The 23,347-nt window shown below is 60.1% G+C and carries 30 protein-coding genes and 1 tRNA gene; 22 read left to right on the top strand and 9 right to left on the bottom strand.

The annotated features are described in order from the left end of the window. Nucleotides 1-7: 7 nt before the first annotated feature. The 12 genes from TU75_RS22495 (at nt 8) to TU75_RS22440 (ending at nt 8,984) form a co-directional block, all read left to right on the top strand. On the top strand, nt 8-583 hold the full coding sequence (locus tag TU75_RS22495) for a hypothetical protein (RefSeq protein WP_060550167.1): 576 nt from the start codon (nt 8-10) through the stop codon (nt 581-583). 58 nt (nt 584-641) lie between these two features. Then, complete coding sequence (locus TU75_RS22490; protein WP_060550166.1) at nt 642-1,145, top strand: DnaT-like ssDNA-binding protein; 504 nt, start codon at nt 642-644, stop codon at nt 1,143-1,145. Between the two features lie 17 nt (nt 1,146-1,162). Further along, nucleotides 1,163-1,531, top strand: coding sequence for a hypothetical protein (locus tag TU75_RS22485; protein ID WP_060550165.1), 369 nt, complete (start codon nt 1,163-1,165; stop codon nt 1,529-1,531). Next, nucleotides 1,528-2,184 (top strand): hypothetical protein, encoded by a 657-nt coding sequence (locus TU75_RS22480; protein ID WP_060550164.1) that lies wholly within the window; start codon nt 1,528-1,530, stop codon nt 2,182-2,184. Before TU75_RS22485 ends, TU75_RS22480 begins: the two co-directional genes overlap by 4 nt. Further along, entirely contained in the window at nt 2,181-2,597 is a 417-nt protein-coding gene (locus TU75_RS22475) for a phage tail terminator-like protein (protein ID WP_060550163.1), read from the top strand. The genes TU75_RS22480 and TU75_RS22475 overlap by 4 nt, the downstream gene beginning before the upstream one ends. Nucleotides 2,598-2,670: 73 nt before the next feature. Next, on the top strand, nt 2,671-3,327 hold the full coding sequence (locus tag TU75_RS22470; RefSeq protein WP_060550162.1) for a phage tail protein: 657 nt from the start codon (nt 2,671-2,673) through the stop codon (nt 3,325-3,327). Between the two features lie 3 nt (nt 3,328-3,330). Then, nucleotides 3,331-3,711 carry a phage tail assembly chaperone gene (locus TU75_RS22465; protein ID WP_019816779.1) on the top strand — a complete coding sequence of 127 codons (381 nt, stop codon included), beginning with the start codon at nt 3,331-3,333 and terminating at the stop codon, nt 3,709-3,711. Nucleotides 3,712-3,728: 17 nt separating this feature from the next. Then, complete coding sequence (locus TU75_RS22460) at nt 3,729-4,031, top strand: DUF1799 domain-containing protein (RefSeq protein ID WP_012724063.1); 303 nt, start codon at nt 3,729-3,731, stop codon at nt 4,029-4,031. A 27-nt stretch (nt 4,032-4,058) separates the two neighbouring features. Next, nucleotides 4,059-7,115 carry a phage tail tape measure protein gene (locus TU75_RS22455; protein ID WP_060550161.1) on the top strand — a complete coding sequence of 1,019 codons (3,057 nt, stop codon included), beginning with the start codon at nt 4,059-4,061 and terminating at the stop codon, nt 7,113-7,115. Next, the gene (locus tag TU75_RS22450) at nt 7,115-7,453 is read left to right on the top strand and encodes a phage tail protein (protein WP_060550225.1); all 339 of its coding nucleotides are present in this window, start codon (nt 7,115-7,117) and stop codon (nt 7,451-7,453) included. Before TU75_RS22455 ends, TU75_RS22450 begins: the two co-directional genes overlap by 1 nt. A gap of 11 nt (nt 7,454-7,464) precedes the next feature. Further along, nucleotides 7,465-8,217 carry a phage minor tail protein L gene (locus TU75_RS22445; RefSeq protein ID WP_060550160.1) on the top strand — a complete coding sequence of 251 codons (753 nt, stop codon included), beginning with the start codon at nt 7,465-7,467 and terminating at the stop codon, nt 8,215-8,217. 2 nt (nt 8,218-8,219) lie between these two features. Further along, nucleotides 8,220-8,984: a C40 family peptidase gene (locus tag TU75_RS22440; RefSeq protein WP_060550159.1), complete on the top strand. Its 765-nt coding sequence runs from the start codon at nt 8,220-8,222 to the stop codon at nt 8,982-8,984. Nucleotides 8,985-9,117: 133 nt separating this feature from the next. On the opposite strand, the gene TU75_RS22435 is transcribed toward TU75_RS22440, so the two are convergent. Both TU75_RS22435 and TU75_RS22430 read right to left on the bottom strand, forming a co-directional pair. After that, entirely contained in the window at nt 9,118-9,348 is a 231-nt protein-coding gene (locus TU75_RS22435) for a hypothetical protein (RefSeq protein WP_060550158.1), read from the bottom strand. A 228-nt stretch (nt 9,349-9,576) separates the two neighbouring features. Continuing rightward, on the bottom strand, nt 9,577-9,780 hold the full coding sequence (locus TU75_RS22430) for a hypothetical protein (RefSeq protein WP_060550157.1): 204 nt from the start codon (nt 9,778-9,780) through the stop codon (nt 9,577-9,579). A 132-nt stretch (nt 9,781-9,912) separates the two neighbouring features. On the opposite strand from TU75_RS22430, the gene TU75_RS22425 reads away from it, so the two are divergent. The 8 genes from TU75_RS22425 to TU75_RS22390 all read left to right on the top strand — a co-directional run bounded on the left by TU75_RS22425 (nt 9,913) and on the right by TU75_RS22390 (nt 18,000). After that, the gene (locus TU75_RS22425; protein WP_060550156.1) at nt 9,913-10,335 is read left to right on the top strand and encodes a hypothetical protein; all 423 of its coding nucleotides are present in this window, start codon (nt 9,913-9,915) and stop codon (nt 10,333-10,335) included. A 55-nt stretch (nt 10,336-10,390) separates the two neighbouring features. Beyond that, on the top strand, nt 10,391-10,984 hold the full coding sequence (locus TU75_RS22420; RefSeq protein WP_060550155.1) for a tail assembly protein: 594 nt from the start codon (nt 10,391-10,393) through the stop codon (nt 10,982-10,984). Nucleotides 10,985-11,043: 59 nt separating this feature from the next. After that, nucleotides 11,044-14,865 (top strand): TipJ family phage tail tip protein, encoded by a 3,822-nt coding sequence (locus TU75_RS22415; protein ID WP_060550154.1) that lies wholly within the window; start codon nt 11,044-11,046, stop codon nt 14,863-14,865. A 331-nt stretch (nt 14,866-15,196) separates the two neighbouring features. After that, complete coding sequence (locus TU75_RS22410; RefSeq protein ID WP_060550153.1) at nt 15,197-15,853, top strand: hypothetical protein; 657 nt, start codon at nt 15,197-15,199, stop codon at nt 15,851-15,853. A 32-nt stretch (nt 15,854-15,885) separates the two neighbouring features. Beyond that, complete coding sequence (locus tag TU75_RS22405; protein WP_060550152.1) at nt 15,886-16,470, top strand: hypothetical protein; 585 nt, start codon at nt 15,886-15,888, stop codon at nt 16,468-16,470. 131 nt (nt 16,471-16,601) lie between these two features. Then, on the top strand, nt 16,602-16,853 hold the full coding sequence (locus tag TU75_RS22400) for a frataxin family protein (RefSeq protein WP_141719204.1): 252 nt from the start codon (nt 16,602-16,604) through the stop codon (nt 16,851-16,853). A gap of 59 nt (nt 16,854-16,912) precedes the next feature. Further along, nucleotides 16,913-17,446 (top strand): glycoside hydrolase family 19 protein, encoded by a 534-nt coding sequence (locus tag TU75_RS22395; protein WP_060550150.1) that lies wholly within the window; start codon nt 16,913-16,915, stop codon nt 17,444-17,446. Then, nucleotides 17,443-18,000, top strand: a complete 558-nt coding sequence (locus TU75_RS22390; protein WP_060550149.1) for a lysis system i-spanin subunit Rz — start codon at nt 17,443-17,445, stop codon at nt 17,998-18,000. Before TU75_RS22395 ends, TU75_RS22390 begins: the two co-directional genes overlap by 4 nt. On the opposite strand, the gene TU75_RS22385 is transcribed toward TU75_RS22390, so the two are convergent. The 6 genes from TU75_RS22385 to TU75_RS22360 form a co-directional block, all read right to left on the bottom strand. Next, on the bottom strand, nt 17,942-18,298 hold the full coding sequence (locus tag TU75_RS22385) for a hypothetical protein (protein ID WP_060550148.1): 357 nt from the start codon (nt 18,296-18,298) through the stop codon (nt 17,942-17,944). The genes TU75_RS22390 and TU75_RS22385 overlap by 59 nt on opposite strands. Before the next feature lie 91 nt (nt 18,299-18,389). Further along, nucleotides 18,390-18,599, bottom strand: coding sequence for a hypothetical protein (locus tag TU75_RS22380; RefSeq protein ID WP_060550147.1), 210 nt, complete (start codon nt 18,597-18,599; stop codon nt 18,390-18,392). A 165-nt stretch (nt 18,600-18,764) separates the two neighbouring features. Beyond that, nucleotides 18,765-18,851, bottom strand: a tRNA-Leu gene (locus TU75_RS22375). Between the two features lie 134 nt (nt 18,852-18,985). Further along, nucleotides 18,986-19,513: a DinB family protein gene (locus tag TU75_RS22370; RefSeq protein WP_060550146.1), complete on the bottom strand. Its 528-nt coding sequence runs from the start codon at nt 19,511-19,513 to the stop codon at nt 18,986-18,988. 40 nt (nt 19,514-19,553) lie between these two features. Next, entirely contained in the window at nt 19,554-20,165 is a 612-nt protein-coding gene (locus TU75_RS22365; protein WP_060550145.1) for a LysE family transporter, read from the bottom strand. A 39-nt stretch (nt 20,166-20,204) separates the two neighbouring features. After that, the gene (locus TU75_RS22360; RefSeq protein WP_060550144.1) at nt 20,205-21,488 is read right to left on the bottom strand and encodes an arsenic transporter; all 1,284 of its coding nucleotides are present in this window, start codon (nt 21,486-21,488) and stop codon (nt 20,205-20,207) included. A gap of 252 nt (nt 21,489-21,740) precedes the next feature. On the opposite strand from TU75_RS22360, the gene TU75_RS22355 reads away from it, so the two are divergent. Then, complete coding sequence (locus tag TU75_RS22355) at nt 21,741-21,956, top strand: hypothetical protein (RefSeq protein ID WP_003230775.1); 216 nt, start codon at nt 21,741-21,743, stop codon at nt 21,954-21,956. An 86-nt stretch (nt 21,957-22,042) separates the two neighbouring features. Continuing rightward, nucleotides 22,043-22,396 (top strand): hypothetical protein, encoded by a 354-nt coding sequence (locus TU75_RS22350; protein WP_060550143.1) that lies wholly within the window; start codon nt 22,043-22,045, stop codon nt 22,394-22,396. 149 nt (nt 22,397-22,545) lie between these two features. On the opposite strand, the gene TU75_RS22345 is transcribed toward TU75_RS22350, so the two are convergent. Next, complete coding sequence (locus tag TU75_RS22345) at nt 22,546-23,250, bottom strand: YoaK family protein (protein ID WP_060550142.1); 705 nt, start codon at nt 23,248-23,250, stop codon at nt 22,546-22,548. Nucleotides 23,251-23,347 lie beyond the last annotated feature (97 nt).

The following is a 23,347-nucleotide window of genomic DNA, read 5'->3' as shown; positions in this document are numbered from 1 at the left end:
CACGATCATGAGTAACAAGAACATCTGGTATCTGCCTGGTCCATTCCACCAGTATCAGGAGGACGTAAAGGCGTTGGCCAAAGCGAATGGCCTGCGTATTGTCGACGCAAGCGTTACCGAAAGCCGCGAGAATGCTGCCGACGATGTGCCTGACGTGACGGTCAAGGAGGTGCCGAAGGTGCTGCTGATCGATGGTGGTAACTCCAGCGTCAATATCGATGCATTCCGTGCCGAACTCGAATCTGTCGGCCTGATCGTCGAGTCATTCGCTGATCAGGCGCTGGTGCGCCCCGAAGGCGAACTTGGCCCTATCGCTGATCGCCTATTTCAGGTATTCGAGGCGGTAAATGCGGGCGTTGAAAGCCTCATCCGCGAGCGTGATGGTGAAGTGGAGAAGGTGAAAACCCTGCAACTGCAGGTAGATGACCTTCTCCAGCAGGTCGAGAAAGCCGGTCAGGTGGATGCTGAGGCGAAGGAAATCGCCGAACTGAAGGCTAAGCTCGACCAAGCGAAGGTGCCATACCGGGCCAACGCCTCCAAAGAATCCCTGGAAAAGCTCGTAGCTGAGCTGCCCAAGGAGTAATACTGCTGGCTGCCGGTGACCCGGTGGCCGATCTCAAACCATTCCAGCGAGTTGACGCATGACACTCATCATCGAGGACGGCACCGGCAAGCCTGACGCCGAAAGCTATGCGAGCGCCGAGGACCTGGCCCTGTATGCCTTTAAATTCGGCACGGTCATCCCCGCAGGCGCTCCCGAGCAGGAAGCGCTGCTGCGACGGGCTGCCTTGGCGATGGATGGCAAGACCTGGAAAGGCCGCAAGATGAGCAGCGAGCAGGCACTGGCCTGGCCGCGCCGGGGTGTTGAGCTGGACTTCCAGATCAAGCCAGACAACTACCTGCCCGCGCGAATCCAGTACGGGCAGATGGCCCTGGCCGCCGAGATCCATCAGGACGATATCGACCCGGTGGAGAAGCGCAAAGGCGCGGTAACGCTGGAGCGCGTCGAAGGCGCGGTAACTCGCGAGTACGCGACGATCTCCAACACCAGTGGTCGGCTGTTGCCGGCGGCACCGGACCGGCCGAGCGCTACGCAGTTTGCCGACTACCTTCAAAAGCGTGGGCTGTTCGCAGTGCGCGCATAGCTGTAATGGAGACCATAATGGCCTTTTACGACGAAATGGCCGTGATGGCTCTGGAGATGATCACAGAGTTCGGCCAGCCTGTGACCATCAGCAAGACTGAACCGGGCGAGTACGACCCCGAGACGGGTGGCGAAGCGCCGGGCGCGACCGTCGAGCAAACCGCCCAGGGCATCCTGCTTGACTTCACCGGCCTCGAATTCCAGAACAACAGCCTCATCAGGCAGGGCGACAAGAAGCTTAAGATCGCCGCGCAGGGCTTGGCCTGGGTGCCCGGCCTGCTCGACAAGGTGGTTGCCCAAGGCCGCACCTGGTCAATCGTCCCTACGCTGAAAGAGATCAATCCCGCCGGCACGCCGATCCTGTACGAGCTGCAGGTGCGGTCGTGAGCCGCGCAGGCGCCGGACAGTCCGGCAGCTTCGCCCTGAGCCTGGCCGAGTTCGCCGCCCAGGCCAGTGAGGCAATCGACGCGAGCTTGCGCGAAGTCATTATCGAGATCGGCAGCAGCATCATTCGCATGTCGCCGGTGGGCAACCCTGAGATATGGGCTGCCAACGTTGCTCATCGCGAGGCCAACTCCCGCGCTGCCGATGACTACGACTTCAAAGTCGCTGTACGCAACACGCTCATCAACCTGAACGAATCGAACTTCACGAAGGCGGGCAACCTCAAGCGCGGCGTGAAATATGCCAAACCGCTAACGAAGACCGAGCGCGACCAGAACTTCAGCGTGAATGGTTTGGTGGCTGGCCGGGACTATGTTGGCGGGCGCTTTCGGGCGAACTGGAATTTCTCCATCGGCTCTGTCGACAACAGCTTCCGCATTCACCCAGACCCGACAGGAACCGAAGCAACCGCAAGGCTTGTGGCGGGCGCTATTGAGTTCAAGGCGGGGCAGACAGCTTTCATCGTTAACAACTTGCCCTATGCGATCCCGCTGGAGTTCGGCCATTCCACCCAGGCCCCTGGCGGTATGGTCCGGGTAACCGTGGCTCGCTTCCAGCAGATCGTGCTGGAGGCCATCAGGAACAACCAGGTATGAGTCACGCAATTATCGCCTCGATTTACGAGGCCAAGCTCATCGCCTGGAACGCTGCCAGGTCGGACAAGTTCAAGATCGTTTTCGAGAACACGGCCTACGCGCCGGCTGAGGGCGAGACGTACCTTCGGGCCTTCACTATCCCGGGCGACACCGCGAGCAACACGCTCGGCGGTGATCACCGGCTGTTCACTGGAGTGTTCCAGGTCAGCATCATCGCGCCGGCGGGCACCGGCAAGATCAAGACCAACCCAATCACCACCGAACTTGTTGACCTGTTCCCGCTATACGCCAGGGACGCGAAGGGCGCGGTCACCGTGGTGACCATGTCGCCAGTTGACCCAGGGCCCGGCATCACAGGCGATTCAACTTATACCGTTCCAGTCTCGTTCTTGTACCGAGCCGACACCAACTGATCCCGCCCATTGGGCAAACCCAGAGACCCGCCATCGAGCGGTTTTTTTTACATCTGCAAAGAGGAAATACCCCATGGGCTACAAACTCCCGAACGGCGGCACCTTCCAGCACGCCGCAACCTACGCGACCGCACTGGCGTTCACTGCTATCAGCAATGCCGCCGAGGCTGTTGCCACTGTTGTCGGCAGCACCATCGCTGCCGGCGATATTGTTCTGTTGACGTCTGGCTGGAGCAAGCTGGATAGCAAGGTGGTGCGCGTGAAGGCGGCCACCGCGACGGCGATTACCCTGGAAGGCATCGACACTACCGACACGCAGGTCTATCCGGTCGCTGGCGGCGCGGGCACGATGCGCAAGGTGCTGACTTGGGTGCAGATCCCGCAAATCTCCGACATGGCCTTCTCCGGCGGCGAACAGAACTATCTGGATGTGGTGTTCCTCGAGGACGACCAGGGCAAGCAGATCCCCACCGACAAATCAGCGGCAAGCATGGTGCTCACCATCGCCGACGATCCGGCCCAGGCGTTCAACGGGGTGCTGCTGAAGGCTGACGCCGGCAAGCAGATCGAAGCCGCGCGTCTCAACCTGCCCGGCAACGACACTCTGCTGTACGGCACCTACACGTCGTTCTCCAAGCAGCCAGCGGTGTCCCGCAACAACCTGCTGACCCGAACCGTTAGTTTGGCGTTGCAGGCCGAGCCGACCCGCTACCTGACTGCGGCGGTGTAACCCATGGCTAAGATCCGTATTGCGCAAAAGGCTACGTTCAATGCGCCCGTGCTGATCCCGATCGTCGGCAGCGAACCCGAGAAGGTCGAATTCACCTTCAAGTACCGGGATCGCACCGAGCTTGCCGCTCTGTTCGATGAATGGAACGAGGCGCGGAACAAGGCGCGGGCCGCGCTGGGCGACAAACCTTCTTGGTCTGAAGTGGTTGCCGTGGACACCGAGCAGCAAACCCAGCAAATCAAGGACCTGGTAATCGGCTGGGGTTTCGACGACGAATACAACGACGACAACATCGTCGCATTCGTGAAGTCCTGCCAGGGTGCCGCCGAGGCGGTCGTTAAGGCCTACGAAGGCGCTTACAGCCAGGCCCGACTGGGAAACTGACCGACGCTGCCCGCGCCATGTACTCGCCGAGCGTGCCCGACGCGATTATCGGGATGTTTGGCCTTGCCCCTGGCGACCTGGTTGAAGAAGTGGAGGTCTGGCCCTGCAACTGGCCGGCCTTCCTTCTTTTTAACCGAATGTCCACCCAGTGGCGAGCAGGCGCCGGCGGCGCGATCGGTCTCGACTACAGCTGCATCCGCGACGTGGCCGGATTCCTCGGCATCAAGAAAAAGAAACTCGCTGAAATCTTCCCTGACCTTCAGGTGCTGGAAGGCGAAGCCCTGCGCGTCATGGCGGAGGAAAGGGAAAACAGCCCGTAACCACGGGCACTTATTCAAGGTGAGTCGATGAACATTGCAGAACTCGGCGTCAAAATCGACTCGGCCGATGCAATCCAGGCGAAAACGAGCCTGGATGAAATGGCGAAGGCCGGCGGCAGGGCCGAGCAGTCCGCCGTTTCGCTGATGAACGAAATGCAGGCCCTGGAAAAGTCGCTGTCCACCAGTGCCAAAACTACCCAGGACCTGGCGAAGCAGCGTGACGCTCTCGCCAAGCTGACCAAGACCGGCGCCTATGGCGAGGCCGAGGCGGCGAAGATCTCCGCTCAGTTGGACAAGCAGCAGATTGCCCTCGCCAAGTCAGCCCTGGACGAACAGAAGGCCCTGAACAGCCTGCTGGGTGCCATCGACCCGGCTCGGGCTGCACTGGCCAAGCTGGACACCCAAGTCGAGCAACTTGGCAAGCATCTGGATGCCGGGCGAATTAGCCAGGACCAGTACAACAGCGCCCTGGGTAAAATCGACAAGGATTACGCCAAGCTTGAAAAGACCACCACTGGCTTCGACAAGCTGCGTCTCGGCACCCGCCAAGCCCAGGAAAACGTTGTACAGCTTGGTAACGCGTTATCGTCGGGCGACTGGGGTAGCGGCGTTCGCGCAGTAGCTCAGTTGGGCGCCGGTGCCGGTGCTGGTGCTGCCGGCCTGCTCGCCATCCTGGCGCCGCTGGCTTTGGCCACTGCTGCTGTGGGCGGCCTGGCTGTTGCGTACTACAGGGGCAGCGAAGAGCAGGACCGCTACAACAAGTCACTGATCCTCACTGGCAACTACGCCGGCGTGAGTGCGGGCCAGTTGGGCGACATGGCGCGGCAGGTCAGCGCTACCGTGGGCACCACTGGCCAGGCCGCCGAAGTCTTGGCCCTGCTGGCTGGCAACGGCAAGATCGCTGGCGAGAGCTTTACCGGCATCGCCCAGGCTGCAGTGTCCATGCGGGAGGCCACGGGCAAGGCGGTGGGCGAGACAGTTGCTGAGTTCTCCAAGCTGGCCGACGACCCGGTCAAGGCGTCTGCTGCGCTGAATGATCAGTACCACTACCTGACGGCGTCGGTTTACTCGCAGATCGCCGCACTGGAAGAGCAGGGCGACCATGCCGGCGCGGTGAAGCTGGCCACCGAGCAGTACGCCGATGCGATCAATGAGCGTACGCCGAAGATTCTGGAAAACCTTAGCTTTTGGGAGCGCGCATACAACGCTGTCGCCAAGGCAGCTGACGGTCTCAAAAACGCCGGGCGGCGTGACATCAATTCGGACATCGAGAATGCCAGGTCGGACCTGCTCGAAGCCCAGAACATGGACGGTTTGTTTCAGAACCAAAAGTCCAAGGATGCACTGATCGAGTTCCGGCAGAACCGCCTGAACATGCTGGAGGACGAGAAAGCCGCCCAGGCCGACATCGCCAAGTGGGAGGGTGAGCAGGCCAAGGCTCAAGGCGCGGCTGTCACGGCAATGACGAAGGTCGACGCATTGACCAAGTCGTCGCTGACCAATGAGCAGAAGCGGACCAAGGAGCTTGAGGACTATAAGCAACAGCTCGACGACATCCGCAAGGTAGCGCCGAACGATCCTCGACTTGCCCAGGCAACGGTCGACAAAAACATTGCCAACATCAACGCCAAGTTCAAGGATCCCAAAGCCGCCGGAACGCAGGTCGACCTCACCAGCTTCAACAACGCCAAGAACGATCTGGCAGCCATCACCGACACCTACAAAAACTACCAGAAGGAACTGGAAGCGGCGCAGAAGGCAGGCCTGCTGTCCGAGGAAGACTATCTGCTGCGGCGCCAGGCGCTGATCGGCAATCAGCTCGACCAAACCAAGGCTGCCTACGAGGCTGAGATTGCCGCGCTGGAAGCCGCCAAGGGCAAGAAGACCACGTCGGCCGCGCAAATCATCCAGCTGGACCAGAAGATCGCTGACGCGCGCGCAGGGATGGTCAAGGCGCAGAAGGATGCCGATAGCCAGCTGGAGGTGTTGGCGACCAACGAGACCGGCCGCCTTGCCAAGCAGGAGCGTTCGATCAGCACATACGTGCAGGCGCTGGGGCAGCAGCAGCGGGCCTTGGAGCTGGCAGGCCAGCGCGCAGTGCTTGGCGTGGGCCGTGGCGACCGGCAAAACGCTCTCAGCGGCGAGCTGAACAGCCAGCAAGATCGGTTTTCTCAGCAGACGCTGGAGCTTGCGAACCAAAAGTCCGATCCGTCGCGCAACATGTCGGAGGAAGAGTTCAAGAGGAAATCTCAGGCGCTCGCCGACGCGAACAAGGCCGCCACTGACCAGATCCGGCAGAACTACGTGGATGTGGAGAGTGCCCAGGGCGATTGGACGAAGGGCGCAACGGCGGCCTGGGAAAACTACCTGGACTCGGCAAAGGACATTGCCGGCCAGACCAAGAGCCTGTTCGGTAATGCCTTCAGCTCCATGGAGGATTCCATCGTCAACTTTGCTATGACCAGCAAGGCGTCGTTCTCGGACTTCGCCAAATCGATCCTGGCCGATATGGCGCGAATCGCCACCCGACAGGCAAGCTCTGCATTGTTGGGCAGCCTGGTGGGCGCAGCGGCCAGCTACTTCGGCGGCAGCGCTGCGGGCGGTGGGAACGGACTGGCTGCTGGCTCTGCTGGGGCGACTTCGTCGAACCTCGGCGCATCGGCAGCGGGCTACTCTAGCACCTACTTTCCGCAAGCCATGGGCGGCGCCTGGTCTGGTGGAGTGCAGATGTTCGCCGACGGCGGTGCATTCACGAATTCCATCGTCAGCAAGCCAACGGCGTTCGGCATGGCCAACGGCAAGATGGGCGTAATGGGTGAGGCTGGGGAGGAGGCGATTATGCCGCTGACTCGCACGTCGAGCGGCAAGCTTGGCGTAATGACAATGGGTGGAGGCGGCGGCACTCAGATCAATGTCGAAGTGCATATCGATGGTGACGGCAACGCTTCTTCCACCGCTGACGCACCTGGTTACGACCTGTTCGGTAAAGAGCTGGCGACCTTCGTGGAGCAGAAGTATCAGGAGCTGCGGAGCAGGGACATGCGCCAAGGCGGCGTCATCAACAAAGCAATTAAGGGGCGATGATGGCTATCGAACGATTCACCTGGGCGACAGAGAAGGGCGCGGAGGGCGATATTGCCCAGCGTGTCCGCTCCAAGCAGTTTGGCGATGGCTACGAGCAGTCGGTCGAAGATGGCATCAACAACCGGTCGCAATCCTGGCCGGTGACCTTTACCGGCCTGAAGCCTCGTATCAAAGACATCATGGATTTTATCGACCGGCACAAAGGGGCGAAGGGCTTCCTCTGGGAGCCGCCTCTGGGGGAGCTTGGCCTCTACAAGTGCAACGGCTACCAGCCGATTCACCGCGGCGGCCAGGTCTACGCCATCACTGCCACCTTCCAGCAAACCTTCCACCCCTGAGATAACCGCCCATGGCATTGATCACGGACATCCAGAAACTGGAGCCGGGTGGCGAGATTCGCCTATTCGAAATTGACGGGACTGAGTACGGTGCCGATTACCTGCGGTTTCACGGGCACGCCATACCGCATACGCCAGAGGAGCTGCTGGCCTATGAGCATTCGGAAGAAGACCTGCCGGCCAAGTCGATTATCTGGCAGGGCCAGGAATACGCAGCCTGGCCGGTGCAGATCGAGGGTATTTCCTCGAGCAGCGACGGCACCGCCTCTCGACCAACCTTTGCCGCCGGCAACGTCAACGGTCGCGTCACGGCGCTGTGCTTGGCCTTCGAGGACATGCTGAAGTTCAAGCTGACGGTTCGCGAGACCCTGGCCCAGTACCTGGATGCGGCCAACTTCCCCGATGGCAACCCAACTGCTGACCCGACACAGGAAGCGCTGGAAATTTGGTACATCGACCAAAAAACCAGCGAGGACGGCGAGGCTGTGGTCTGGGAGTTGTCTTCACCGGGCGAGATCGATAACCACGGTCTTCCCGGCCGGCAGATGACCACCTTCTGCCATTGGGCCATGACCAATGGTTACCGGGGGCCGGACTGCGGGTACACCGGAGCGGCGATGCTCGATGACGAGGACAACCCCACCGATGACCCAGCCCTGGACCAGTGCAAGGGCTGCCTGTCGTCCTGCAAGCTGCGCTTCGGCGAGAACAACGAACTTTCCTTCGGTGGATTCCCCGCCGTTTCCCTGATAGCACGGAGCTGACCATGCGCAAGCACGTCATTGACGCCATCCAGGCGCATGCGGCAGCCGAGTATCCGCGAGAGTGCTGCGGCCTGCTGCTGGCCATTGGTCGCAAGCAGAAGTACTTCCCGTGCCGGAATATCGCCACGGAGCCGAGCGAGGAGTTTCGTCTCGATCCCGAGGACTACGCAGCGGCGGAAGACTTGGGCGAAGTGATGGGCATCGTTCACTCCCACCCGGACGCAACCAGCAGGCCGTCACCGCATGATTTGGCCATGTGCGAAGCCACGGCGCTGCCCTGGCACATTCTGTCCTGGCCCGAGGGAGATTTGCGCACGATCACGCCCACGGGCTGCACGCCGCTGCTCAAGCGGCCCTTCGTGCACGGCGCATGGGATTGCTGGCAGGTCTGCGCTGACTGGTACCAGCGTGAATGGGGGCTTGAGTTCGAAGCCTTCCAGCGCACCGACGGCTGGTGGGAGAGTGCGGAGAGCGCGAGCCTGTACGAGCAACATTACGACGCGGCCGGCTTTGTGCGAGTCGACCGGCCGCAGCGCGGCGATCTGATCGTTATGCATGTGGGCCGGACAGTTCACCCGAACCACGCTGGGATTTACCTCGGCACAGATCCGTCGCTGCCTGGCGAAGATTCGGGCGTGTTCGGCCCCGGGCCTTTTTTGCTGCACCACCTTTACGGCAGGCCGTCGGAGATCATCGTCTACGGCGGCCCCTGGCATGACCGGACACGCCTGATCCTCAGGCACAAAGACGCAAGACAACCAACATGACGCGGCAGGGCCGCTGGGGCGCTATATGAAACTCGTTCTTGTAAAGACTAAGGATGGATGTATTGCTATTGCCGGCATTGGGCTGGGCGAAGCACGGGCACCGGTGTGTGAGCACTCGACACCCGGCAATAAGTCAGGAGATGTTGGATTGCAGGATAGACATAATCTGTAGGTAGTTGGCTTGATGGCCGTTCTCGACTTGAACGGATTTTGCGCCCTCTAAATCATCCCAAAGAGCCTGTCTGTCGACAGAGTCCAGCTTGGATACAACCTTGATAATTGATCCCAAGGCATTCAGTGTTGCAGCCGCCATGGTATTTGCCGATTGCTCAAGCGCTACTAGGCGTTGATCTACAGTTTGCATTTGACCTCCAGTTCATAAACGCGCCGATATTGGCGCTACCCCAGTCCTTGGGCTTGCAGGCGTAGGACTGGGAAATCCTTTCTTCACTCATTCGAGTATTTGAAATGACTCAAATCGAACGTAGCGACATCGCGCGCACGATGGATGCGCTCGCGGTAGCGTTGGCTGATCACGGGCACATCTGGAGTGATGAGCTGAGAGCTTCCTACGAGCGCGCCACGGAAATCCTCAAAGCTTGCGATTGTAAGGTGACTGATTCGTCGGCTTGAGGCTGATGCCCAGCTCGGCGGCCTTGCTGTAGATTGACGCCTCAGAACGGCCAAGCTTGATGCCGATTACGCGGGTTGGGGTGTTACCTGCGGCCAGCTTGCGTAACAGTGCAACATCCGCTGCACTCCAGGCTGATCCGCCCTTTGGTGGTTGCTTGGCCATTGCACAGTTCCTTCTGGGTTGGAGGCCAGACGCTACTACTGATAGCGGCCTGGGCGTTACTGGCATTCCATCCACGCTGGATGCCCGGACAGGTCCGGGGTACAGTCGCTACTTTCAGGACGAGGATCGATCATGCGGATTTTGATAGCGGCGGTAGCGGTGGCGATGCTGGCGGGGTGTGCCTCATCGGCAATCTCGGTGCGAGATGCGAATCCGGTCCCGTCGGACGAGGTGTATGCCTTCCAGACTAAACCAGCTGGCGAGAGCGGGAAAATCACCGTGGTGCGCGACTCCGGCGCGGTCGGTTCTGGCTGCGACATCGTTGTTTATGTCGACGGCCGCAGGGCAGCAAAAATCGGGACTGGTCAGCGGGTGACGTTCTACCTTCCGCCTGGGGCGCCCAATCTCGGCGCAGGCCTGGCAGGCTCTGGCTTGTGCGCAGGCGCTGCAATTCGAACCATCGCAGCGACGGTGCAGCCAGGCAAGGAAAGCCTGTACCGTATCAGCGGCGACATGGCTGGGTTCTACATAGGGCCTTATGTCGATTACAACTGAATCAATAAAACCTTGAAGCCGCCTCCGGGCGGTTTTTTGTTGCCCGGAGAAAGTGATGCAGGCATCAGCGATCAACTACCAACCCATGACGACAATTCGCCTGCATGGGCAACTCCGACAGTTCGGAAAGTCCTTCAGGCTCGCGGTGAAATCGGCGGCGGAGGCGATCAAAGCACTATGCGTGCAGATCCCTGGATTCGAGCGGTTTCTTTCGAACGCCAAGTCGCGCGGCCTTGAGTTCGCGGTGTTTCGCGATAAGCGCAATATCGGGGAGAAGGAGCTGAGCTACAACGGTGTCGGAGACATCCGCATTGCGCCCGTGGTCGTAGGCAGCAAGCGCGGCGGTATCCTTCAGACCATCGTCGGCGCGATCTTGATTGTCGTGGGGGTTATTTTCTCGGCAACACCGTTCGGTACCCCGTTAATTGGGGCAGGCATCGGCCTTGTCGCCGGCGGCGTGATCCAGATGCTCAGCCCTCAGGCTGGCGGCCTAAAAACCAGCGCCGCGCCAGAGAACACGCCCGGCTACGCCTTCGGCAGCGCCAAGAACACCACGGCGTCGGGTAATCCGGTCCCGCTCTGCTACGGCAAACGCCGGGTGGGCGGCGCGATCATCAGCGCCGCGATCTATGCCGAAGATCAGATGTAGCGAACACCTGAAACACCGCTGCCGCCCATGAGGCGGTTTTTTATTGCCTGGAGAAAAGCATGGGCGCAGCACGCAAGATTGACATCCACGGCGCCAAGGGCGGCGAAGATAAACCAAAAACGCCGACCGAAGCGCCAGACAGTCTTCGTTCTGTCGCCATTGCCAAGATGCTCATTGCCATTGGTGAGGGCGAGTTCGAAGGGACGCCAACCGCCAAGGATATCTACCTCGACAACACGCCGCTGCAAGACCCGCAGGGCAACATGAACTTTCCGAACGTGAAGTGGGAGTGGCGCACCGGTGCAGTTGACCAAAGCTATATCCAGGGCATCCCTTCAGTCGAGAACGAGACCACCATCAGCACCGAGCTGCGCAGCGGGACGCCATGGGTGCGGGCCATCAGCAATACCCAGCTTTCCGCCGTGCGCGTTCGCTTCGCGTGGCCGTCGCTTCAGTCCGTGGACTCTGGCGGCAACGTCAATGGCTACCGGATCGAATACAAGGTTGAGCTAGCTACCGATGGCGGCGCCTATCAGCAGGTGCTGAGCGAGGCTGTAGATGGCAAGACCACCAGCCTTTACGAGCGCACGCGCCGTATCGATCTGCCAAAGGCCACCACTGGCTGGCTGATGAAAATCACCCGGCTGACCATCAATCAGAACAACAACAAAATCTCCGACACCATGCAGATCGCCGGCTTCACTGAGGTGATTGACGCCAAGATTCGTTACCCGAACACAGCGCTGCTTTACATCGAGTTTTCTGCTGAACAGTTCCGCAGTATTCCAGCGGTCACCGTCGAGACCAAGCTGAAGAAGATGCAGGTGCCGAGCAATTATGACACCGCGTCTCGCACCTACTCGGGCATTTGGGACGGCACATTTAAGCTGGCTTGGACCGATAATGCGGTCTGGATGACCTACGACATCACCACGGCCGACCGCTTCGGCCTGGGCCGTCGCATCAAGCCGTGGATGGTGGACAAGTGGGAGCTCTACCGCATCTCCCAGTACTGCGATCAGTTAGTGCCGGACGGGAAGGGGGGCCAGGAGCCGCGCTTCATCTGCAATCTGAACCTGCAGAGCAAGGCTGACGCCTGGTCGCTGCTTCAGGATATCTCGACCATCTACCGTGGCATGACCTACTGGGCTCAGGGCCAGGTATTCACGCTGGCGGATATGCCGCGCGCGGCCGACTTTGACTTTGCCTACACCCGGGCGAACGTCATCGACGGCAAGTTCACCTACTCGAGCGCGTCGGAGCGCACCCGGTACACCCGGGCGCTGATCAGCTACGACAACCCGCTGAACAACTACGATACTGACGTCACTGCGGTGACCGACCAGAAGCTGCAGCGGCGCTACGGCGACAACCCGCTGGAGATCAGTGCCATCGGCTGTACCCGCGAATCCGAGGCCCAGCGCCGCGGCAAGTGGGCGTTGCTCACCAACTCCAAGGATCGGGCCGTCACCTTCAAGGTAGGCTTGGACGGGCGCATTCCGCTGCCTGGCTACGTGATCCCGATCGCTGACGAGCTGCTGGCCGGTCGTCCGGTGGGTGGGCGCATCTCGGCGGTGAATGGCAAAGTCATCACTTTGGATCGCGACACCCAGGCCAAGCCCGGCGACCGGTTGATCCTCAACCTGCCTGACGGCAAGTGTGAGGGGCGCACGGTTCAGCTTGTCAGCGGCCGGCAGGTCACCGTGACCGTCGCCTATTCCGTGCCGCCTGAGCGTGAACTGGTGTGGGCTCTGGATGCTGATGACCTTGCCATTCCACTTTACCGCGTGGTGAGTGTGGCCCGGCCAGAGCCAGGCGTGTTTGAGATATCGGCCGTTCAGTACGACCCGAGCAAGTTTGCGCACATTGACACCGGCGCGCGCCTGGAAGAACGGCCGATCAGCGTTATCCCGATTACCGTGGTTCCGGCACCCGCCAGCGTCACGATCACATCGAACGTGTCGATCGACCAGGGCCTGGCCATCAGCACCATGAATATCTCATGGCCTGCCGTGAACGGTGCCGTCGCCTATGACGTGGAGTGGCGCAAGGACAGCGGCAACTGGATCAAGGTGCAGCGCACTGGATCGACCAGCGTCGACGTCACTGGGATCTATTCGGGCGCCTACCTGGCACGGGTGCGCTCAGTGAGCGCCTTCGAGATCTCGTCTATCTGGAAAAGCTCGAACCTGACCAACCTGGAAGGGAAAACCGGTCTGCCGCCGGCGGTATCGTCACTGACCACCACAGGCGAGCTGTTTGGGATCAGCATCAAGTGGGCCTTCCCGCCAGGCGCCGAAGACACGCAGCGCACCGAGGTGTGGTATGGCCCGGTCAACGACCTGAGTGCGGCGACGAAGCTGGCCGACCTGGCCTATCCGCAGGCCGACTACCGCATGCAGTCGCTGCTGGCCGGCACAACCCTGTTTTTCTGGGCGCGTCTAGTGGACCGCACCGGCAACGTCGGCCCGTTCTATCCGGTGGTCAATGGGGTGATGGGTCAGTCCAGTTCCAATGCAGGCCCGATCCTCGAGCAGATCAAGGGGCAAATCGACGAGACCGCGCTGGGCCAACTGCTGAAGGATCGCATTGATCTCATCGACGGAAATGGTCCTGGCTCGGTAAACGGCCGTATCGACGCCGCGAAGGAAGAGCTGGAGCAACTGATCGGCGAGGTTGTCGACGCGCTGGAGTACGTGCCGACCAAGGCCTATGCCCAGGGCGAGATAGTGCGGGTTGGGCAGCACCTGTACCAGGCCAACGGCCAGGTACCGGCGAACAACCCGCCTCCGAACGCGACCTACTGGACCGACATCGGCACAGTGGTGCAGACGGTCAACGCGCTGGTGACTCAGGTTCAACAGAACTCGGCCACCATCAACCAGCACGGCCAGGACATCTCTGCCCAGGCCCAGCAGTTGAACGCGGTGAAGGCAACGGTGAACGATCCTGTCACCGGCGTTACGGCTACGGCCAACGTGCTCAGCACGCTCAATGCCTCGGTGACCACGCTCGACGGCAAGGTCACCACCACAGCTCAGCGGGTCGACGGCATATACCTGCAGGTCAATCCGCCGCTTCAGGGTGACGACAGTGCTTTGATGGGATCGGAGGCGAGCTACGTCGGTGTTTGGTCGACCCAGTCCGCCCTGATTGAGGGCGACCTGGTGCAGGGGCAGCGTACAGACCTTGTCGAGGTCAAAGTTGCCAGCAACACTGCAGCGGTAGTGGCAGAGCAGACCGCGCGGGTAAATGCTGACGGGGCTCTTTCCAGTCGGATCGACACCGTCACGGCGCAGACTGCCAGCAATGCCTCAGCAGTTCAGGGAGAAATCACTGCAAGGACGAATGCTGATCAGGCGCTCGGCCAGCGCATTGACACGGTTCAAACGACGGTGGGCGGGAACTCGCTGGCCATCCAAACCAACAGCACCGCGATCCAGACGGTGAATGGCAAGGTCACGGCGAACTGGTCTGTGCGGATGCAGTACGAATCCGCCACCGGCCTCTACAAGTACGCTGGGATCGGTCTTGGATTGGAGAATGGACCGGGCGGCCTGCAATCGCAGTTCATCATTGATGCCGACAGGTTCGCCATCGGGCAGGCCGGCACCGTGCCGTTCGCTGTCACCGGCGGGCAAACATTCATCAAGGCTGCCTTCATTCAGGACGCCTCGATCACAAACGCCAAGATCGGCAACTACATCCAGTCGAACAATTATGTCGCAGGCCAGACGGGGTGGAAGTTGTTCTTTGACGGGACCTTCGAGATGAACGGTGTGGTGCCAGGGCAGGGGCGCTCTGTCATGACAAACCGATCATTGCGCTTCTGGGACGTGAACGGGGTCAAGCGAGTTCAAATCGGAGATCTCACTGAATGACAGAGGGTATCCGAATATGGGGACCTACCGGCCTGCTTGAACTTGATGAAACGTCTTTCACTGTTGGCGTTACCTATTCGGCAATAGTCTCAAGGTCAGGTTCGGCTGGCAGGACTCAGTTTATATCAATATCGGGGGTAGATCCTGCAACGCACTCAGCAGTATGTGTCCCAATCGCCGCATATGACACGGGCGGGCAGAACTACGCCTCTATTCAATACACTGCAATAGTTAACTCTGGAGGCGTGACCATTTATTTTGGTAGCCCCGCAGCAAATACAGGGCCATTAGGAACTAGCAATCAGAGGCTTTTAGTAATGAGGTTCAGATAATGGCTTATGGAGCGTCGTTTAAAAATAACAGCGATATCGTGACCATTGATACGGAGTTCTCAAGGCTAGTTGTTCTCGAGAAAGGAAGCTGGAACGGAACCGGCTCAGGAGTTTCTGTAGCGTTTGCAAAAACGGTAACAACTAGTGAGCCTCCCCTGGTATTTGTAAGGCCTGCTCAGTCGAACACCTTGTGTTTCTGTGTAATACAGGGCGCTCCAGGTGGCTGGACCGGGTTTTCCTTTCGAGGAATTGTAGGCACTGCAACTTCCGGAGCATGGTTTTCCGCTGCGTTCATGTCTTTCCCTACCGCGACATATGGAATGCGATTGTGGGATGGCTCTACAAAGCTTTTATTCGATAATGGTACGCCCTGCGCACAATTTACAAGATCCATTACTTCGTGGACTTATCTTGGCGCAGCACAAACCAGTCAAGGGGTATATAGATACAGTTGGACCGCACCGTCAAGTTTGTCTAGTGGCGATTACATGATGCTGAATAATGTAGCCATGGATATGGCTGGCGTCGTATCAAGGCAGGGGAATATGTACGCCGTTTGGGAATACCAAAACGACAGAGTTGTAATGCAGGCTGTAGGCGCCGATCTTCCAAGTGCTTTTTATATGCCGGTTGTTTTTGCTAAGCCTGTAGCGTAGTTAAAATATAAACGACTTAAGAGGTTCATTTTATGGCAAGGCAAGATATCAACCTTGGCACAGCTCCAACAGGAGCTGGCGGCGATACCACAAGAAGTACTGGTTTCAAAATCAACGCCATGACTGCTGAGCTCTATGCTGCCTTGGGTGCTCCTTCAAGCGGGGCAATTCCTGCCGCGCTGCCGGTGAATAGAGGTGGTACTGGAGGTTCGACGCAAGCTGCGGCCCAGGTGGCGCTCGGCTTGGGCACCGCCGCCACTCTGAATACGGGCCGCTCAGCCGGAAATGTGCCGACTATGGAGATGATAGGCATCGCCAGTTCCGAGTCGACGGTTCCGTGGACAGCGGAAAACTACGCGGGAATTGATAACAAGGTTTTCTCATCGGCCGCGTCTGGCCTGAATCCACAAGGCGGCACTGGTCTTTATTACCGGCAGACCATTCAATTCGGCACCACTGGCAACAGGCTCATGATTGCATGGCCTTACGGCCTGACTGGTAACACGGGGACCATCAAGATGCGATCCGTCTACAACGGAGCTGTAACCCCTGAAATTGAGCTTTACCACACAGGCAATACCACCCGTGCTTCTGACGGCACCCTCAAGGCGATCTAAACATGGCAAGAGCAGCAATTAACGTATTGGGCGCGACTGGCGACACCTACGACTTTGTAACGAATGGTGCAGGTACTGTCACCTCTTCGCGCAAGTCTACTGGCGTTTATTTGATCGTCGGATCCCTGGGCATGGTTCCTTTTCCGCCGTTGGATGATGGCTGGGGCTACACCGTTAACCGGGTGGACAGTCGCGCCGACGTGGATGTGGATTTTGCCGACGGCGTTCTGACCGTTACGGTGACCAAGGACGGTAAGCCGTACGACCTCAAGCACATGATCACTCTGCACATCCTGGTGCCGGATGCGCCGGTGGTTTCTATACCTGCACCTGCACCTGCACCTGCACCTGTAGCCGAGCCGGAAGCAGTCACTGACGCCTGATAGCCCGCCGAATACAGATGCCCGCCACTGAGCGGGCTTTTTTTCGCCTGGAGAAAGCCATGCCCATCACTGAGCAGCAACTGCTGCAGATCCTCCCGAACGCCGGCCGCAATGCCGGCGTTTTTGTTCCCGCCCTGAATACGGCCATGAGCCACTACGGCATTGTGGGTGCCGCGCGCGTTGCGGCGTTCATCGCTCAGATCGGTCATGAGTCCGGGCAGTTGCGCTGGGTGCGCGAGATCTGGGGCCCCACCGCGCAGCAGCTCACGTACGAAGGCCGTGCCGACCTGGGCAATACCGAGAAGGGTGATGGCTCCAAGTACCGTGGGCGGGGTCTGATCCAGGTCACTGGCCGGGCGAACTACAACGCCTGCGGCGAGGCCCTTGGCCTGGACCTGATCAACAAGCCGGAGCTGCTGGAGTTGCCGCAGCACGCGGCCATGTCGGCTGCCTGGTTCTGGTCGACGCGCGGACTGAACACGCTTGCGGATCAAGGGGAGTTCGTGAAGATCACTCGGCGCATCAACGGGGGCGTGAACGGGTTGGCCGACCGCCAGGCGCTGTACGAAAAGGCGCTGAAGGTGCTGGCATGACGCCGGTGCAGAAGCTGGCCGGACTGGCGGTGCTGATCATGTTGCTGATGGCCGCCGCTGCCGGCGTCACCTGGCAGGTGCAGGACTGGCGCTTGGGCAAGAAGCTCTCCGAGCAGGCCGGCCTGCACAAGGATGACCTGGCCGCTATCAGCAATTCCGCCGCCGCGCAGGTACGAGCTGAGCAGGACAAGCGCCTGGCCATCGAGAAACAAATCGCCACCCAGGACCAACAACACATCAAGGAATTATCCGATGCCCAACGTAATCAGGCTGCTCTGCGTGATCGCCTTGCCACTGCTGATGTGCGGTTGTCAGTCCTTCTCGACGCCACGGATTCAGCCAGTGGCTGCGACGTGCCTGCCGCCCCCGGCGCCGTCAGCGTGGTTCATGCAGCCCGTCGAGCCCAACTTAACCCAGCGCATGCTCAAAGAATTATCGCCATCACCGACGCCGGCGACCAAGGACTGATCGCGCTGCGGGCCTGTCAGGCGTACGTCAGGACGGTGGCCCCCGGTACACTTTCAGTTCGAGCAGAAGCCGCTGATTCTCCCTGAACAGGTGGTCTCGCTGCCCTGTGATCGTATCGATGGGGCGAAAGCTGTGGTTGCCAGATGTTTCGTCGCCAATTTCCAACAGGCGAGCCTGAGCCCGCTTTAGCGATGCCTCGGCCTTGCTCTTGCCGGCCAGCAGCAGGTCATTCATCTGGACAAGCCCGGCAATGTTTGCCCTTGCCCTGGTCAGTAGCTGATAGGCGCTGTTCAGCTCATCCTCGAGCAGCGCGCACTGATGCTGGTACATTTCCAGTGGCGTGGGGCATCCGAGCCAATCATCGGTATCTGCGTCAACGGTCATGGTGGAATCTCAAATACTGTATGTGCGTACAGTAATCGAGGCGGCGCATTGCGAGAGGTGATTGCCGACGAAATGCAGTGCTGCTCGACGATCAGTCAGGAGCCATCAGCACAGCGAGGGTCAGCTTGATGAAGTCTTCGTTCTGATCAATGGTGTGCAAGGCGCCTCGGATGTTCTCGGCGACATCGGACGAGCCGCGCTGCTCTACCCAGTTCGAAAGCTCCATGATGGAGGCTTCCAAGGCAAGCTGGTTTTCGTAGAGTTTTGAAAGCAGGGAAGGGATCAGATCTGAATTTGGCATTGCTGTTTCTCCGTGAAGTGAACAGCGTAGCAGTTGGAGCGGTTATGGTTAATGTGTTTGTGCGGCAGGACGCCAGAGGAAGGAAATTGCGGAGCAGACTTTAAAATTGCGGAGCAAAAACGATAAGGGCCCGCCCAGGTTTCCCCGGCAAGCCCTTGATATCTATGGTGCCCGAACCCGGAATCGAACCGGGACGCCCTTACGAGCGGGGGATTTTAAGTCCCATGCGTCTACCAGTTTCGCCATTCGGGCGGTAGCGCGGTGCAGCAGGGTTGGGAATATATAGTCCCAGGCGTTTCGATGCAAGGTCGAAGGGGGCTTTTATCGATCCTCTGCGCGGGCTAAAAACCTTGGTAGATCAGTTATCTACAGAAAAATCCGACGATTCAATCCATGAGCGCCAGCAGGTCTGTATCACCCACATCCTGTCCGGCCTGGCTCAACAACGTTGTCACCTGGCCGCGGTGGTGAGTCTGGTGATTGAAAAAGTGCACCAGCAGGCTGAAGAACGGCTTGCTGGCTGCGTCACCCGCCATGGTGTGGTAGCTCAATTGCTGGTTGAGGTTGTTGTCGTGCAAGGTCGCAGCCCAGTCGATGATCATCTGGTCCAGCCACACGCGTAGGGCGGTCAGTTCCTGCAGGTCGGCGAACGCGAGCTGTTTCAGATTGGCGGGGGTGGCGAGGGTATTCAAGGGGGCCAGTGCCGAGAACCCGGCTGGATGCATGGCAAAGCGTTTGAGCCAGACGATGTCGCCCAGGGCCAGGTGGTTCAAGGTGCCGAAGATCGAGGCAAAGAACGCCTGGCGGTCCTTGCGCAGGGCTTCATCGGTCAGTTGGGCGGCCGCGTGGTAGACCTTGCGGTTCATCCATTGGTTGTAGTTCGCCATCAGCGCAATCTGTTCGATACGGTTCATGGGTCAGCGTCCATTCAGATAACGATTGGTATACATCGCGTCATATACCCTGCGCCGCGAGCACGGCCAGATAAATCAGTACCAGCCCGCACACTGCATAGCTGACGCGCTGCCAGGTGGGCGAAGCATTTTGGCGCAGCAGGTTCACCAGTCCCGCCACCAGAAAGCACGACAGCACCGACGCGACCATGAAGCCTGCAAAAAACATCAGGGTCTGCCCGTGGCTGGGTGTGGCGCCGACGATGCCGGACAACGCGCTGCCCAGGGCGCCCCAGTAAACGATGTTCTTGGGGTTGGCCAGGGAAATTGCCGCGCCCACCGCGAGCGCATTTTGCCGAGAGCTGGCGGGGGCGTTATCGGCTGCCGGCAGGTGCCAGGCATCGATCAGGCTGCGTACGCCAAGCCAGGCCAGGTAAAGCGCGCAAACCACGGTCAGCGGGATGCGGACAGTGTCGTGCTGGATGAGCAGCGCGATGCCGGTCAGGCCGATGACGGCCCATACCGCGTCGCCCACCAGCGAGCCGACTTGCACCAGCAGCGCCGGGGTGAAGCCGTGGAGCAGGCCACGGCGCAGGGTTTCTGCCAGCACGGCGCCGGGCGAGAGGCAAAACACGAAGCCGAATACCAGCGCGTAGACAAAGATCGACAGCATGCCCAGGTCCTTTTGACAAAGGCGCAGAGCATAGAGCGGTCAGAGACTCAGGCGCAAGGCGAGGGCGGCGAGGGTGATCAACAACACCGGCAGGGTCAGCACGATGCCGACCTTGAAGTAGTAGCCCCAACTGATGGTGATGCCTTTGCGCGCAAGGATATGCAGCCACAGCAGAGTGGCCAGGCTGCCAATGGGCGTGATCTTCGGGCCGAGGTCGCTGCCGATGACGTTGGCGTAGATCATCGCGTCCTTGACCACGCCCACGGCATGGCTGGACTCGATGGACAGCGCGCCGATCAGCACGGTCGGCAGGTTGTTCATCACCGACGACAGCAGCGCCGTGAGCACGCCGGTGCCCATGGCCGCGCCCCACACGCCGTGGGTGGCGAAGGTGTCGAGCCAGGTGGCCAGGTAGTCGGTCAACCCGGCGTTACGCAGGCCGTAGACCACCAGGTACATGCCCAGGGAAAAGATCACGATCTGCCACGGCGCGTCCTTCAACACCTTGCGCGTGGAAATCGTGTGGCCCTTGGCAGCAATCACCAGCAGAAGCACCGCGCACACGGCGGAAATCGCGCTGATGGGAATGCCCAGGGGTTCCAGGGCAAAACAGCCGACCAGAAGAATACCCAGCACCCACCAGCCTGCGCGGAACGTGCCACGGTCACGGATCGCGCTGGCCGGGTCGTCCAGGTCGGCGGGGTCGTAGGTCTGCGGGATGTCGCGGCGGAAAAACCACAGCAGCACCGCCAGGGTTGCGGCCACGCTGACGAGGTTCACCGGCACCATCACGGCGGCATATTCGTTGAAGCCGATTTTGAAGTAGTCGGCGGAGACGATGTTGACCAGGTTCGACACCACCAGCGGCAAGCTCGCCGTGTCGGCGATAAAGCCGGCGCCCATTACGAACGCCAAGGTCGCCGCCGGCGAAAAGCGTAGAGCCAGCAGCATCGACATCACGATGGGCGTGAGGATCAACGCCGCGCCATCATTGGCGAACAGCGCCGACACCAGCGCACCCAGCAGCACCATGTAGGCAAACAACCGCCGGCCACGACCACGGCCCCAGCGTGCCACGTGCAGCGCGGCCCAGGCGAAGAACCCGGCCTCGTCCAGCAGCAGGCTGATCACGATCAAGGCAACGAAGGTGCCGGTGGCATTCCAGATGATGTGCCACACCACCGGAATATCCGCCAGGCTGATCACACCAAAGGCCAGGGCCATGATCGCGCCCAGCGTCGCGCTCCAGCCGACCCCGAGGCCCTTGGGCTGCCAGATGACGAGCACGATGGTGAAGATAAAAATGCCAATTGCGACAAGCATGTATGAACGCTCCAGGGGACCAACAGCCAATGCGCAGGCCTGCGGCGGCCTGACGTGCAGAGCATGGATCAGTTCGCCAACATAAAGTTCGCCGGCGCCGTCAACCGCTAGCATATTGCCAGATATTTCTGACAAAGCCTGTTGCGATTGATCTGGATCAAAGGTCGGCGAATGGGCCACAACTGTTTGAAATTAAAATGAAACATCCATGTCCTACAGTGCCTGCCCATTGCTGAAGAAGGAAAAATCCGTGTGACCCGTGCCACTCGTAACCTGCGCAAGACCCTCGATGCCGTCGCCGATAACAACGAAACGGCGGCGTACGAGCTGATGCGCGCCGTCGAACAGCTTGGCGATGAAGTGCTGCGCCAGCGCCTGCTCAACACCATTCACCGGCTTAATCAGGATGCCTGCGACTTGCGGGTGGCGCGCGACTCGGTGGAACTGGTGTCGGTCAAGCTCGCTTGAGCGGGATCCTTCAGCACAACGCTCCGATCAGGCGAAAAAAGCCCGCTGCAATGGTAGAGTCGCCTTTTTTCCAAGGAAGCGATGGCATGCGCAAGGTGGTAGCAGCTGCATTGGTACTGACAGCCCTGACGGGGTGCGCCGGTTCGAAGATGAAAGAGGCGCGCACGGGCAGCCCTTACAAGACACTGGCGTCGGACAAGGCCACGCTGGTAGTTGCCCAATGCATCCAGTACGGCTGGCAGGATGAAAGCGTGTTCGGCGTGGATGCCGGCGGCTTCAAGGAGCCGAGCGGGGCGGGCGGCTTCACGGTCTACACCACCGGCGGGGATTACTTCGTGGACGTGCAAAGCGCAGGGGCCGGCTCCAGCGTCAAGTATTACGCCGCCTCCGACAGCATGCCTGCCAAGCGTCGCCTGGCCGCACTGGCGACCTGCCTGTAATCCTTGCCTCAGCGGTTTTCGGAAATGCCCTGCGGGACGGTCCGGTGGGCATTGACCTATGATTCACCCGCCCGCTCGGCGTAACGGCTCTTTACCGGTACAGGGATGTCGAGGCCTGAACGTCGAGCGGGTCTCGCACTCACGGCTGTTCAACGTGGCATGAAGCTCAATTGCCAGCGCCGTGGAATCTTCAGCGACACCAGCCCCAACACTCCCGCCAGCGCGCCGCTGACCCACAATGCGCGCATGCCCATCTGCTGTTCCAGCAACGCACCGATCACCGCGCCGACAAACATGCCCGCCCACGGGATCAATTGTACGCGCCAGCCATTGCGGCGTTCCCCCAGCACCCAGCGACCCAGCCCTCGACCAAATCGCGAGAGCGCTCCCGTCACATAAGTGAGCCCCACCGGCAGTCCGTTCACTTCTTCGACGGCCGCGTTGAGCATGCCCATGGCCACAATTGCCGCCAGCAGCGCGGGCAGCGTATCGGCCAACGGCCAGAGCGCAGCGGCGCAGAGCAGGGCGGCGATGCACAGCAGCAACGGCAGTGCGCGGCGTTTGCCCAGCCGGCTGACGACCACGCCCAGGGCATTACCCAGAATAAAGGTGGCCACCAGCAGCGACAGGCGCGCAGTCAAACCCAGGTCACCCGCGCTGATCGCCACTGCCAGCCGCGTTGTGTTACCGCTCATGAACGACACAAAATCGCCGCTGGCCATAAAACCAATGGCATCGGTCATCCCCGCCAGCACCGACAGCCCGGCCACCAGCATCAGGCCCACACGCCCGCGCCACAGCCGCCGATGGGCGAGCGCAGCACTGGCGTAAGGTTTGCGGGATGAGGGCAGCATGGCGCGAGGCTCCTGGGTGAGATTAATCGGCCATTACCGTAGATCGCTTTGCACGGCGGCGCAATGCACGGGTAGCCCACAGTCCATTCCAACTGAA

Origin of the sequence: Pseudomonas poae (genome assembly GCF_001439785.1) — a bacterium.
Lineage (GTDB): Bacteria > Pseudomonadota > Gammaproteobacteria > Pseudomonadales > Pseudomonadaceae > Aquipseudomonas > Aquipseudomonas poae.
The sequence above is the reverse complement of the archived record's forward strand: the minus strand, read 5'-3'. Positions and strand labels throughout refer to the sequence as shown.

Bases quoted from the DNA above. Each gene is read 5' to 3' on its own strand.
- TU75_RS22470 (WP_060550162.1), top strand. From the start codon at position 2,671: ATGGGCTACAAACTCCCGAACGGCGGCACCTTCCAGCACGCCGCAACC.
- TU75_RS22345 (WP_060550142.1), bottom strand. From the start codon at position 23,250: ATGCTGCCCTCATCCCGCAAACCTTACGCCAGTGCTGCGCTCGCCCAT.
- TU75_RS22390 (WP_060550149.1), top strand. From the start codon at position 17,443: ATGACGCCGGTGCAGAAGCTGGCCGGACTGGCGGTGCTGATCATGTTG.
- TU75_RS22400 (WP_141719204.1), top strand. From the start codon at position 16,602: ATGGTTCCTTTTCCGCCGTTGGATGATGGCTGGGGCTACACCGTTAAC.
- TU75_RS22490 (WP_060550166.1), top strand. From the start codon at position 642: ATGACACTCATCATCGAGGACGGCACCGGCAAGCCTGACGCCGAAAGC.
- TU75_RS22410 (WP_060550153.1), top strand. From the start codon at position 15,197: ATGGCTTATGGAGCGTCGTTTAAAAATAACAGCGATATCGTGACCATT.
- TU75_RS22405 (WP_060550152.1), top strand. From the start codon at position 15,886: ATGGCAAGGCAAGATATCAACCTTGGCACAGCTCCAACAGGAGCTGGC.
- TU75_RS22420 (WP_060550155.1), top strand. From the start codon at position 10,391: ATGCAGGCATCAGCGATCAACTACCAACCCATGACGACAATTCGCCTG.
- TU75_RS22450 (WP_060550225.1), top strand. From the start codon at position 7,115: ATGGCTATCGAACGATTCACCTGGGCGACAGAGAAGGGCGCGGAGGGC.
- TU75_RS22395 (WP_060550150.1), top strand. From the start codon at position 16,913: ATGCCCATCACTGAGCAGCAACTGCTGCAGATCCTCCCGAACGCCGGC.
- TU75_RS22350 (WP_060550143.1), top strand. From the start codon at position 22,043: ATGCGCAAGGTGGTAGCAGCTGCATTGGTACTGACAGCCCTGACGGGG.
- TU75_RS22465 (WP_019816779.1), top strand. From the start codon at position 3,331: ATGGCTAAGATCCGTATTGCGCAAAAGGCTACGTTCAATGCGCCCGTG.
- TU75_RS22495 (WP_060550167.1), top strand. From the start codon at position 8: ATGAGTAACAAGAACATCTGGTATCTGCCTGGTCCATTCCACCAGTAT.
- TU75_RS22370 (WP_060550146.1), bottom strand. From the start codon at position 19,513: ATGAACCGTATCGAACAGATTGCGCTGATGGCGAACTACAACCAATGG.
- TU75_RS22415 (WP_060550154.1), top strand. From the start codon at position 11,044: ATGGGCGCAGCACGCAAGATTGACATCCACGGCGCCAAGGGCGGCGAA.
- TU75_RS22380 (WP_060550147.1), bottom strand. From the start codon at position 18,599: ATGCCAAATTCAGATCTGATCCCTTCCCTGCTTTCAAAACTCTACGAA.
- TU75_RS22365 (WP_060550145.1), bottom strand. From the start codon at position 20,165: ATGCTGTCGATCTTTGTCTACGCGCTGGTATTCGGCTTCGTGTTTTGC.
- TU75_RS22440 (WP_060550159.1), top strand. From the start codon at position 8,220: ATGCGCAAGCACGTCATTGACGCCATCCAGGCGCATGCGGCAGCCGAG.
- TU75_RS22455 (WP_060550161.1), top strand. From the start codon at position 4,059: ATGAACATTGCAGAACTCGGCGTCAAAATCGACTCGGCCGATGCAATC.
- TU75_RS22460 (WP_012724063.1), top strand. From the start codon at position 3,729: ATGTACTCGCCGAGCGTGCCCGACGCGATTATCGGGATGTTTGGCCTT.
- TU75_RS22360 (WP_060550144.1), bottom strand. From the start codon at position 21,488: ATGCTTGTCGCAATTGGCATTTTTATCTTCACCATCGTGCTCGTCATC.
- TU75_RS22475 (WP_060550163.1), top strand. From the start codon at position 2,181: ATGAGTCACGCAATTATCGCCTCGATTTACGAGGCCAAGCTCATCGCC.
- TU75_RS22385 (WP_060550148.1), bottom strand. From the start codon at position 18,298: ATGACCGTTGACGCAGATACCGATGATTGGCTCGGATGCCCCACGCCA.
- TU75_RS22445 (WP_060550160.1), top strand. From the start codon at position 7,465: ATGGCATTGATCACGGACATCCAGAAACTGGAGCCGGGTGGCGAGATT.
- TU75_RS22485 (WP_060550165.1), top strand. From the start codon at position 1,163: ATGGCCTTTTACGACGAAATGGCCGTGATGGCTCTGGAGATGATCACA.
- TU75_RS22435 (WP_060550158.1), bottom strand. From the start codon at position 9,348: ATGCAAACTGTAGATCAACGCCTAGTAGCGCTTGAGCAATCGGCAAAT.
- TU75_RS22425 (WP_060550156.1), top strand. From the start codon at position 9,913: ATGCGGATTTTGATAGCGGCGGTAGCGGTGGCGATGCTGGCGGGGTGT.
- TU75_RS22430 (WP_060550157.1), bottom strand. From the start codon at position 9,780: ATGGCCAAGCAACCACCAAAGGGCGGATCAGCCTGGAGTGCAGCGGAT.